Origin of the sequence: Asanoa ishikariensis, assembly GCF_900107455.1 — a bacterium.
Classification (GTDB): Bacteria; Actinomycetota; Actinomycetes; order Mycobacteriales; family Micromonosporaceae; genus Asanoa; species Asanoa ishikariensis.
Window position 1 is genome coordinate 145,171 of sequence record NZ_FNQB01000004.1, and the last position, 11,417, is coordinate 156,587.

Consider the following 11,417-nt stretch of genomic DNA (forward strand, 5'->3'; position numbering starts at 1 on the left):
GGACCCTTTCTCTCGCGACGGCGCCGGCATCGTGGTCTATCGGCGGCCCGCAAGACACGCGCCCGGACACAAAAACGCCGGCGGTGACAGCATTTTCGCTGTCACCGCCGGCGCGGTGTTTCTCCGGGTTTGGTCAGCTGGTGCCGATGTACGGCCAGTACGGCAGCTTCTCCGATGTGAAACGGTGGTAGCGCCCGGCGTACTGGTAGGGCACGCCGGACCAGATCTCACCGAAGTCGACGTCGAAGGCCCAGATGGGCGCGGTGTGGTACGGGTACACGGTGGCGTAACAGCCGGTCTTGTCCCTGAACTTGCCGACCTCTTTGCTCTCGTTCGTGCCGAACTTCATCATGACCCGGGCGACCACACCACGCCCGTTGGCGAGGGTGTCCGAGACGCAGACCGTCACCTCGGCGTTGTACCAGTTGTCCCCCGGGGTGTACCAGTAGTTGACCTTGAGTGAGTACTGGCCGATCCGCTGCCCGGCGGAGTTGTACATGTCCATGAGCGGGGTACCCGGCTGGCCCTGGTAGTTCCGCAGCGCACTGTTGTTGGGCAGGTTCGACGCGGCGAACGCGGTCGACGGGGCGAGGACGGCCATCACCGTTGCGATGACGACCGCGACGCCGGCCCTGCGCAAGATTCTCTTCATCGCGTGATCATCGATGGATCTACCTGTCTCTGTCTACCCACTTCCCAGGGAGGTCGTCGAGCGGCGTAGTACGACGTTGTAAAGAACTTCTTTACAACGTCGTAAAGCGCTTGTAACGTGGCGCCAACCGTCAGTCATCGTGGGTGCCCGATGGGCAAGTTTCACCCTCACCCTGACGGTCGCGATCAAGGACGAGAGGTAGTGAGAGTCTTGCAACTGAGCAAGCGGTTCCGAGGGGCTCTGAAACCAGTCGCGGCTGTCGTGCTCGCTTCGGCGATGGTGCTGAGCATGTCGAGCGTGGCGCGGGCCGAGGACGGGGTCGACCTGACCCCAGGCCCGCACGTCGTCGCGGATCCCAACTCGCCGACGGGTTACACGGGGCACTTCGTGTATCACAACCCGACCGCGACCAGCGTGCGGTTCGTCGCCGACATCCTGCTGCGCAACTGGGCGGACCCGACGGACACGACGGTCTACCAGCCGCAGCAGTACCGGCCCGGTCTGATGCGCGGCGCCGGTGCGTACGACGTGCAGATGACCAACGCCGGCGACGGCAACTGGGTCACCGACGTGCCCCTGGCGGCCGGCCCGAACCAGTACTGGTTCTACGTCAACAACAACACGAGCTTGTGGGTGGCCGACCCGGCGAACTCTCCGATCTACCCCCCGGACGGCCTGACGGGTACGGCCCGGCGCTCCTTCAACAGGGTCAACGTGCCCTATGACGCCGCGAAGCAGAACTACGCACCGCTGGCCGAGAAGGTGATCGCGAACCCGCGGCCGGACACGCCGAAGGGCACGTGGAGCTACGTGCCGATCCAGATCGGCACGGCCACGCGGACGCTGGGTGTCTATCTCCCGCCCGGCTACGACCCTGACCGCGCCCAGCCGTACAAGACGATCTACATGCAGCACGGCAGCGGTCAGGACCAGTCCGACTGGCTGAACATCGGCAGCGTGCCGGTCGTCATGGACAACCTGATCGCCGACGGACAGACCGAGCCCGCGGTCATCGTGACGACGAACTCCCAGTACATGGGTGCCTCGCCGTACACGACCAACCTCGAGGGCATCATCATCCCGTTCGTCCAGAGCCACTACAACGTCTCGACGGACCGGATGGACAGGGCGTTCGCCGGCCTGTCGATGGGTGCGTCGATGACGATCAACATCATCAACAACAACCCACTGCGCTTCGGCTACTACGGCGCCTTCAGTTGGACCCCGCCGCCGCGCACGACCACGGCGAACATCAAGCAGGCCTACATCTACCTGGGCTGCGGTGCGTGGGACAACCTGAACCTCTGCGTCACGCAGGCACAGCTCAACGCCATGAACGGGCTCGTCAACTACAAGTTCGACAAGATCGCTGGTGGCCACGACTTCAACGCCTGGCCGCAGCTCTTCGCGAACTTCGCCAGGAATTACGTGTGGCAGCGAGGGGCGTTCGTCAACGGTGCCCCCGCGTTCGCCGCTGGTGACGAGTCGCAGTCGGTCGACGAGAACCGCGAGCTGTCGTTCGGTGTGGCGGCGACGGATCCCGATGGCGATGCGCTGACGTACTCGGCCAGCGGTCTGCCGGCGGGTGCGAGCTTCGACCCGGCGACGCAGCGGTTCTCGTGGACTCCCGGCTTCGACCAGGCGGGCACCTACCCGGTCACCTTCGAAGCCCGTGACGGCACGAGGTCGTACAGCCTGTCGGCCAGCAAGGACGTCACCATCGCGGTCCGCGACGTGCCCGCGCCGGCGGCCCAGACGGCGCCGTCCGTCAGCGGCGCCGCCGAGGTCAACGGGGTCCTGACCGCCGCACCCGGCACCTGGGACGTCGACGGCACCACGTTCGGCTACCAATGGTCGGCGGACGGCCAGGCGATCGCCGGTGCCACCGGCACCAAGCTGGTGGTGACGCCGGAGCTGTCCGGCAAGGCGGTCACGGTCACCGTGACGGCGAGCGCCGCCGGTCGGCCGGACGGCAGCGCCACGTCCCAGCCCGTCACGATCAAGGCGGTCGCGGCATGGGCGTCGACGGCCGTCTACAACGCCGGTGACCTGGTCATCCACAAGGGAAAGCTCTACAAGGCGAGCTGGTGGACCCAGAACCAGGCGCCGGGGGTTCCGACCGGGTCGTGGCAGGAGTTGGCCGTCACGGCCGACGGCTCCACGGCGTGGGCGGCCTCGCGCACCTTCAACGCCGGTGAGCAGGCCTACTACGAGGGCAAGCTCTACAAGGCCCAGTGGTGGACCCGCGATCAGACGCCGGGGGACCCGAACGGGCCATGGGCCGAGGTCGTGAGCACGCCTGCCGGCGCGCCTGATTGGACCGCGACCACGATTTATAACGCGGGCGACAAGGTCACCTTTCAAGGCCACGTCTACCAGGCACAATGGTGGACGAGAAATGCGACCCCGGCGGTTTCGGGCGGCCCCTGGAAGCTGATCTCCTAAGCGTTCCGCAACGAAACGGAAGCCGGGGCCGAAATATTCGGTCCCGGCCAATCCGTCGTTCTCATAAAACTCTCGATCGCGGTTATGGAAGACGTTGTGAACACCTTCTTTACAACGTCGTAAATCGACGATAGTTTTGCTCCCGAGCGCCACTCGGCGCTCACCGGCCGTTCAAGGAGGAACGTTGATACGCGTTCTGCAATTGCGGAGAAAACCCGGAGTGGACTCGGGCAGGCGCGCCGTGGTCCGCAAGTCGGTCGCGGCGGTCGCGCTCGCCTCGGCGATGGTGCTGAGCATGTCGAGCGTGGCCCACGCCGAGGACGGGGTCGACCTGACTCCGGGTCCGCACGTCATCGCGGATCCGAGCTCGCCGACGGGCTACACGGGGCACTTCGTGTACTACGACCCGACGGCGACCAGCGTGCGGTTCGTCGGGGACATCCTGCTGCGCAACTGGGCTGACCCCACGGACACGACGGTGTACCAGCCGCAGCAGTTCCGGCCCGGGCTGATGCGCGGTGGCGGCGGCTACGACGTGCAGATGACCGATGCCGGCAACGGCTACTGGGTCACCGACGTGCCCCTGGCCGCGGGCGCGAACCAGTACTGGTTCTACGTCAACAACGACACGAGCCTGTGGGTGTCGGACCCGGCGAACTCGCCGATCTACGCACCTGACGGCCTGACGGGCACGGCCCGTCGTGCCTTCAACAAGGTCTTCGTGCCCTACGACGCGGAGAAGCAGAACTTCGCGCCGTTGGCCGCGCGGCAGATCGAGCTCTACCGGCCGAACGCGCCGCACGGCACGTGGAGCTACGTGCCGATCCAGATCGGCACCACCTCGCGGACGGTCGGCGTCTACGTCCCGCCCGGCTACGACCCCGACCGGGCCGAGCCGTACAAGACGATCTACATGCAGCACGGTGGCGGCCAGGACCAGTCCGACTGGATGAACATGGGCGACGTGCCCGTGATCATGGACAACCTGCTCCAGGACGGTCTGACCGAGCCCGCGGTCGTCATCACGACGAACACGAACTACCTCGGCAGCTCCGCCCAGGGTTACCCCAACCTGCGCGACGTCGTGATCCCGTTCGTCGAGAGCAACTACCACGTCTCGACGGTTGCCAAGGACCGGGCGTTCGCCGGTCTGTCGGCGGGCGCGGCGGTCACCTCCAACCTCATCAACTTCGACGCGACGAAGTTCGGCTACTACGGGGTATGGAGCGGTGGCGTCGGCGTCCGCAACACCTCCGCGAACCTCAACGTGCCGTACATCCTCTTCGGCGGCGGTGCGTGGGACTTCGGGTTGCCCAACCCGAACCAGGTGGCCGCGCTGACCAACGCCAACGTGAAGAACGTCGTGGTCGCCGGTGCCCACGACTTCAACACCTGGAACCAGTTGTTCACGACCTTCGCGCGGGACTACCTGTGGCAGCGGGGTGCGTTTCTCAACGGCGCCCCGGCGTTCGCCACCGGCGGTGAGTCGCAGTCGGTCGACGAGAACCGCAAGCTGACGTTCACCGTCTCGGCGACCGACCCTGACGGTGACGCGCTGACGTACTCGGCCGACGGCCTGCCGGCGGGTGCGACGTTCGACCCGGCGACGCGGCAGCTCTCGTGGACTCCGGGCTACAACCAGGCGGGCACCTACGCGGTCACCTTCAAGGCCAGCGACGGCACGAAGTCGTACAGCCTGTCGGGGACCAAGCAGGTGACCATCACGGTGCGGGACGTGCCGGGCTGGAACTCGTCGACCGTGTACACCGAGGGGAACCAGGTGAGCTACCACGGCTCGACCTGGCTGGCCTCGTGGTGGACGCAGAACCAGACGCCGGGTGACCCGTACGGACCGTGGCAGGAGCTGCTGGTCTCCGGTGACGGCACCGCGATCTGGACGCCGACGCGGATCTTCGTTAGCGGGGATGTCGTGGTCTACCAGGGCAAGCGCTACGTGGCGCAGTGGTGGACCCGCAACCAGACACCGACCACGCCGTACGGACCGTGGAAGCTCGTGCCCTGACCCTTAACGAACCGGCCGCGTCACCCACAGGGTGGCGCGGCCGTTCGCCGCCTCTAGTCCGCCAGCACCGAGGGGCTCACGGCCGACGCGAGCGCCGGCTCCGGGTCCACGAATCCGGTGGACTCGCGTGCCGCGACCCGGTAGTCGGCCAGGATCTGCCGTGGCGGCGCCGGGTCGCCCTTCTCGTTGATCCGCTCGATCAGCAGGTCGACGGCGACCTCGGCGATCTGGTCCCGGCCGGGATCGACGCTCGACATCGACGGTACGGAGAAGCGTGCCTCGTCGATGTTGTCGAGCCCGATCACCGCGACGTCTTCCGGGACGCGGATTCCCGCCTGTCCCAGGGTGCGGAGCGCGCCGAGCCCGAGCGTGTCGTTGAACGTGAACACGGCGTCGAACTCGACGCCGTCGGCCAGGAGATCGCGCATCGCGGCAGCGCCGTTCTCGCGATGCCACGGGGCGGCGACCCGCACGAGCGCCGGGTCGTACGGGATGCCGGCCGCCGCCAGCGCCTCCCGATATCCGCGTACGCGAAGGTTCGCGGACCGGATGTCGTCCGGATGAGTCGGGTGCGCTCCGATCACCGCGATGCGGCGGCGGCCGATCTCGAGCAGGTGCTCGGTGGCCGCGCGGGCCGAGCCCACGTTGTGCATCGTGACGTGGTCGGTGGGGCCGTCGAACATGCGCTCGCCGAGCAGCACCAGCGGGAACGGCACCTGGAGCAGCGCGATGTCGTCCTGGCCGAGCTGCTCGGGGCTGAACAGTATCCCGTCGGTGAGCCGCAACCGGTGCCCCGCCAGCACCGCGATCTCGCCTTCGCGGGTGGCGCCCGTCTGGTCCACGAGCACCGCGACGTTGCGCCGCTCGGCCGCGCGGATGACGGCGTCGGCGAGCTCGGCGAAGTAGTTCTGGCGAAGCTCCGGGATCGCGAGCCCGATGACGCCGGTCTTTCCCGAACGCAGCCCGCGCGCCGAGAGATTGGGGCGGTAGTCGAGCTTGTCGATCGCCGAGCGGACCCGTTCGCGGGTCGCCGGGCGCACGTATGGATAGTCGTTGATGACGTTCGAGACCGTCTTGACCGATACCCCGGCGACGCGCGCGACGTCGTGCATGGTGGCGGCCATTGGAATCTCCCTCATCGCGCGGCGACCGCGGAGAAGCGGTCTGGAAAGAGTGTAGCGGCGTGGTCCTTGCCGTCAGGTGGGCGAGAGAGCAAGTCCCTCTCGCCCCCGTCTATGCCCGGTGGCGGCTGGTTTCCCCCCGAGCGCAATGACGTAACGACCTCGCATTCAGCGTCGTCCCGCAGTCTTGACAGCGCGCGGGCACTCCGCGATAGTCCTCCTACAACGTTGGAAATACAACGTGAGAAATCGCGTCCAGGACGCGGAGCGGTCCGCGGAGTTCCCCCCTTCGCGGTCACGCCGGTCTGCGGATGCGCCTGCACCCATGATGACGTCCCGCATCCGAAAGGAATCGAACAGTGAAGACGAAGCAAGTCCTCGCTGCGTCGCTGGCCCTCTTGCTGACAGGCGCGATTGCGGCATGCTCCGGCGATGACAGTGGCGGCGGTGGCGGCCAGGACAAGCCGACGAACTGCACCAACACCATCCCCAAGCCCGACGCGCCCGTGGTCACCCTGTGGGCCTGGTACCCGAACACGCAGCTCGTGGTCGACAACTTCAACAAGGCGCACGACGATGTCCAGGTCTGCTGGACGAACGCCGGCGCCGGCGGCGACGAGTACGACAAGTTCCAGACGGCGATCACGGCCGGCAAGGGCGCTCCCGACGTCGTCATGCTGGAGGCGGACCGGATCGCGACCTTCCAGATCCAGAAGGCCCTGGTGGACCTCACCGACAAGGGCTACCAGGACGTCAAGGCGAACTTCAGCGAAGGCGCCTGGAAGGACCTCTCGGTCGGCTCGGGCGTCTACGGCGCGCCGATCGACGGTGGGCCGATGGGCATGATCTACCGCAAGGACGTCTTCGACAAGTACAAGATCACCCCTCCGACCACCTGGGCCGAGTACGAGACCGCGGCGCAGAAGGTCAAGGACGCCGGCGGCCCGCTCTTCGGCGACTTCCCGGCGAACCAGCCGGCCTACGTCACGGCGCTGCTGTACCAGAACGGCGCGCAGCCGTTCACGTACGACCCCGCCAACAAGGGCGAGATCAGCATCAAGCTGAACGACGACGCCAGCAAGAAGGTGCTCGACTACTGGGCCGGGCTGGTCAAGAAGGGCCTGGTCGGCAAGCAGGACCAGTTCACGCCCGAGTACATCGCGGGTGTGATCGGCGGCAAGTACGGCACGTACCTGTCGGCCGCGTGGGCACCGGGCTACCTGCAGGGTGCCGGCGTGGGTAAGGGCGCCGACGCGAAGGTGTGGGCCACGGCCCCGCTGCCGCAGTGGGACCCGGCCAACCCGGTGTCGGTGAACTGGGGCGGCTCCGCCTTCTCGGTGACCAGCCAGGCGAAGGACCCGGCGCTCGCGGCCAAGGTCGCGTTCGGGGTCTACGCCGACGACGCGTCGCTGAAGGACGGCTGGGAGAACCAGATCATCTTCCCGCTCAACCTCAAGGTGCTGAAGGACCCGGCGTTCATCGACGCCAAGGTCGGGTTCTTCGACGGCCAGCAGGCCAACAAGGAGGTCTACGTCCCGGCGGCCAACGCCTACAAGGGCATGACCTACACGCCGATCGGACAGTACTTCTACACGGCCTTCACCAAGCAGATCGCCGCGATCAACGACGGGTCCAAGACCGGGTCCGAGGCCGCGGACGCTCTGCAAGAGGACGTCGTGAAGTACGCGACAGAGCAAGGGCTCACCGTCAAGTGACCTGACGCGGCGGGCCGGTCCGTGAACTCATGGGCCGGCCCGCCGTTCCATCCCAGACCCGGAGACACCATGACCGCCTCGACCACCGGCGCCGTGCAAACGAGGAAGCGACGCCGACGCACGAACGCACGGCAGAACTTGATCGGCTGGCTCTTCGTCGGACCGTTCGGGATCGTCTTCCTCGCCCTGCTCGTGCTCCCGATCTGCTACGCGCTCTACCTGAGCCTGTACCAGAAGACGCTGATGGCCGGGACCACCTTCGCCGGATTCGACAACTACCTCAAGGCGTTCGACGATCCCTCGTTCCTCAAGGGCGTGTGGTTCGTCATCCGGTTCTCGCTGGTGCTCATCCCGATCCAGATGATCATCTCGCTGGCCATCGCGCTGATCCTCGACGAGGTGACGAGCAGGTTCGCCCGGTTCTCGCGTCTCATGATCTTCCTGCCGTACGCGATCCCCACCGTCATCGGCGCCCTGATGTGGGGGTTCCTCTACAGCAGGAACTTCGGCCCCATCGCGGACGTCTTCGGCGCCTTCGGCGCGGCCGGCCCGGACCTCCTCAGCACCAACATGATCTTCTACGGCCTGCTGAACGTGGTGACCTGGCAATGGGCCGGGTACTACATGATCATCCTGTACGCCGCGCTGCAGGGCATCGATCCGACCCTCTACGAGGCCGCCCGCATCGACGGCGCGTCCAGGTGGCAGATCATCTTCCGGATCAAGATTCGCCTGCTCACGCCGGCTCTCGTCCTCATCCTGGTGTTCGCCCTCATCGGAACGCTGCAGTTCTTCAACGAGCCGAAGATCATCCAGCAGCTCGCCGCCGGCGCCATTCCGGATGACTTCACGCCGAACATGTACGCGTACCAGCAGGCGTTCACGCTGGCCAACAGCAACTACAGCTCGACGATCTCGTTCGCACTCGGCGCAGTCGTATTCATCTGCGTCTACGTCTTCATGCTCGCCACCCGCAAGCGAGGGAACTTCATGTCATGACCGCCACCAACATCGAACGCGGGCGGGCTCGTCGGAAACCGCGGCACATCCCGCTGCATCTCGTGCTCGCGGCGCTGGTGATCTACTTCCTGATCCCCTTCTGGTGGGTCATCGTGAACAGCTCGAAGGACTCGGCCGCGCTGTTCGGTGGCACCAGCGCGCTCTGGTTCGCCCCCGACATCAACTACGTCGAGAACTTCAAGCAACTGTTCACCTACAACGGCGGGCTCTACGCGCGCTGGCTGGCGAACTCGGCCCTGTACGCGTTCGCCGGCGGCATCGGGGCGACGGTGCTGTCGGTGCTGGCCGGATACGGTTTCGCGAAATACAGCTTCGTGGGCCGCCGCGCCGGGTTCTCGATCCTGCTCGGCGCCGTCATGGTGCCGGCGACCGCGCTGGTCATCCCGACCTTCATCCTGTTCTCCCGGGCGGGTCTGACGGACACGGTCTGGTCGGTCATTCTGCCGACGCTGCTCAACCCGTTCGGCGTGTTCCTCGTCAACCTGTACGCGCGTGACTCCGTGCCCGACGAGCTCCTGGACGCGGCGCGGGTGGACGGCGCGGGCGAGTTCCGGACCTTCGTCAAGGTCGCGCTGCCCCTGCTGCGGCCGGTGATCGTGACCGTGCTGCTGCTGTCGGTCGTGCAGTCGTGGAACAACTACTTCCTGCCACTCGCGATGCTCGTGGACAACCGGCTCTTCCCGGTCACGGTCGGGATCGGGCTCTGGCAGTCCACCGCGTCCACGTACGGCGCCGCGGGCACCAACCTGTGGAGCATCATCATCCTCGGCTCGCTGGTCTCGATCATCCCCCTGATCATCGCGTTCCTCTCCCTCCAGCGCTATTGGCGAGGAGGGCTGACCGTTGGCTCCCTGAAGTAGCCCGCTCGCGTCGCCAACATCGATCAGCCACTAACGAAACAGAGGGACACCTTGATCTCCGCGCATCTCACCATCGACCCGCATTTCGTCGTGGGGCCGATCAACCGCAGGCTCTTCGGCTCCTTTGTCGAGCACCTGGGGCGATGCGTTTACGACGGCATCTACGAGCCAGCGCACCCCGACGCTGACAAAGAGGGGTACCGGCGCGACGTGATCGCGCTCGTCAAGGAGCTCGGTGTGAGCACGATCCGCTACCCCGGGGGCAACTTCCTCTCGGGGTACCGCTGGGAGGACGGCGTCGGGCCGGTCGAGAACCGCCCCCGGCGTCTCGACCTCGCCTGGCACTCCACGGAGACGAACGAGATCGGTCTCGACGAGTTCGCGAGCTGGCTCAAGAAGGTCGACAGCGAGCTCATGTACGCGGTGAACCTGGGCACCCGCGGCGTGCAGGAAGCGCTCGACGTGCTCGAGTACGCGAACATCCGGTCGGGCACCACGCTCTCCGACCAGCGGATCGCCAACGGCGCGGTCGAGCCGTACGCCATCCGCATGTGGTGCCTGGGTAACGAGATGGACGGGCCCTGGCAGCTCGGGCACGGCAGTCCGGAGGAGTACGGGCAGCTCGCGGTCAAGACCGCGCGCGCGATGCGGCAGCTCGACCCCGCGCTGGAGCTCGTGCTGTGCGGCAGCTCGAACGCGCAGATGCCGCTCTTCGCGAACTGGGAGCGGGTCGTGCTAGAGGCGGCGTACGACGAGGTCGACTACATCTCGTGCCACGCCTACTACGAGCCGCACGACGGCGACTACGCGAGCTTCCTGGCGTCCGCCGTGAACATGGATCGGTTCATCGACTCGGTCGTCGCCACCGCGGACCACGTCAAGGCGGTGCGCGGCAGCAAGAAGACGATCAACGTCTCGTTCGACGAGTGGAACGTCTGGTACCACTCGCGCTATGCCGAGGTCGACCGCATCACCGGGATCGACGACTGGCCGGTCGCCCCGCGCCTGCTCGAGGACGCCTACTCGGTCGCCGACGCGGTGGTCGTCGGAAGTCTCCTCATCTCGTTGCTGCGGCACGCGGACCGGGTCACGTCCGCGAGCCTCGCGCAGTTGGTGAACGTGATCGCACCGATCATGACCGAGCCCGGCGGCGCGGCCTGGCGGCAGACGACGTTCTTCCCGTTCGCCCTGACCTCACAGCTCGCCCGTGGCGTGACGCTGGAGCTCAAGCTGGACAGCCCGACCTACGAGACCGCGCTCCACGGTGAGGTCGGCGTGGTGGACGCCGTCGCGACGCACGACGCGAGCACGGGCGACACCGCGGTCTTCATGGTCAACCGCAGCCTCACCGAGGCGGTCGAGCTGGCGGTCGACGTCCGCAACCTCGGCCAGGTCGCTGTCGTCGACGCGCAGACCCTCCACGACGATGACATCCACGCGAAGAACACGCTCGACGATCCCGAGCGCGTCGGCCTCACGCCGAACACCGCACACTCCATTGCGGACGGTGTCCTGCGGATCACGCTGCCGCCGGTCTCGTGGACCGCGGTGACGCTCCGATGACCGGCAGAGCCAACGCGC

General features: G+C 66.6%; 8 protein-coding genes. 6 read left to right on the top strand and 2 right to left on the bottom strand.

Going from position 1 to position 11,417, the window contains the following annotated elements; translation table 11 throughout:
* Positions 1-133: 133 nt before the first annotated feature.
* Positions 134-652, bottom strand: a complete 519-nt coding sequence (locus BLV39_RS33510; protein ID WP_090801162.1) for a hypothetical protein — start codon at positions 650-652, stop codon at positions 134-136.
* Between the two features lie 288 nt (positions 653-940).
* Between BLV39_RS33510 and BLV39_RS33515 the strand changes: the two genes are divergently transcribed.
* Together BLV39_RS33515 and BLV39_RS33520 are read left to right on the top strand one after the other, a co-directional pair.
* Positions 941-3,097 carry a carbohydrate-binding protein gene (locus BLV39_RS33515; protein WP_239083562.1) on the top strand — a complete coding sequence of 719 codons (2,157 nt, stop codon included), beginning with the start codon at positions 941-943 and terminating at the stop codon, positions 3,095-3,097.
* A 220-nt stretch (positions 3,098-3,317) separates the two neighbouring features.
* Entirely contained in the window at positions 3,318-5,120 is a 1,803-nt protein-coding gene (locus BLV39_RS33520; protein WP_239083561.1) for a putative Ig domain-containing protein, read from the top strand.
* Positions 5,121-5,173: 53 nt separating this feature from the next.
* Here BLV39_RS33520 and BLV39_RS33525 read toward each other — a convergent pair whose 3' ends face one another.
* The gene (locus BLV39_RS33525) at positions 5,174-6,244 is read right to left on the bottom strand and encodes a LacI family DNA-binding transcriptional regulator (protein WP_090801166.1); all 1,071 of its coding nucleotides are present in this window, start codon (positions 6,242-6,244) and stop codon (positions 5,174-5,176) included.
* A gap of 356 nt (positions 6,245-6,600) precedes the next feature.
* On the opposite strand from BLV39_RS33525, the gene BLV39_RS33530 reads away from it, so the two are divergent.
* From BLV39_RS33530 to arfA, 4 genes are all read left to right on the top strand, one after another.
* The gene (locus tag BLV39_RS33530) at positions 6,601-7,956 is read left to right on the top strand and encodes an ABC transporter substrate-binding protein (RefSeq protein WP_090801168.1); all 1,356 of its coding nucleotides are present in this window, start codon (positions 6,601-6,603) and stop codon (positions 7,954-7,956) included.
* A 69-nt stretch (positions 7,957-8,025) separates the two neighbouring features.
* Positions 8,026-8,955: a carbohydrate ABC transporter permease gene (locus BLV39_RS33535; RefSeq protein WP_090801170.1), complete on the top strand. Its 930-nt coding sequence runs from the start codon at positions 8,026-8,028 to the stop codon at positions 8,953-8,955.
* Positions 8,952-9,836: a carbohydrate ABC transporter permease gene (locus BLV39_RS33540; RefSeq protein ID WP_239083560.1), complete on the top strand. Its 885-nt coding sequence runs from the start codon at positions 8,952-8,954 to the stop codon at positions 9,834-9,836. The genes BLV39_RS33535 and BLV39_RS33540 overlap by 4 nt, the downstream gene beginning before the upstream one ends.
* Before the next feature lie 51 nt (positions 9,837-9,887).
* Positions 9,888-11,399, top strand: a complete 1,512-nt coding sequence (gene arfA / locus BLV39_RS33545; RefSeq protein WP_090801173.1) for an arabinosylfuranosidase ArfA — start codon at positions 9,888-9,890, stop codon at positions 11,397-11,399.
* Positions 11,400-11,417: the final 18 nt, after the last annotated feature.

What these genes read in the sequence shown, in the direction of transcription:
- BLV39_RS33510 (WP_090801162.1), bottom strand. Translation starts at nt 652, where the DNA reads ATGAAGAGAATCTTGCGCAGGGCCGGCGTCGCGGTCGTCATCGCAACG.
- BLV39_RS33515 (WP_239083562.1), top strand. Translation starts at nt 941, where the DNA reads ATGTCGAGCGTGGCGCGGGCCGAGGACGGGGTCGACCTGACCCCAGGC.
- BLV39_RS33525 (WP_090801166.1), bottom strand. Translation starts at nt 6,244, where the DNA reads ATGGCCGCCACCATGCACGACGTCGCGCGCGTCGCCGGGGTATCGGTC.
- BLV39_RS33535 (WP_090801170.1), top strand. Translation starts at nt 8,026, where the DNA reads ATGACCGCCTCGACCACCGGCGCCGTGCAAACGAGGAAGCGACGCCGA.
- BLV39_RS33540 (WP_239083560.1), top strand. Translation starts at nt 8,952, where the DNA reads ATGACCGCCACCAACATCGAACGCGGGCGGGCTCGTCGGAAACCGCGG.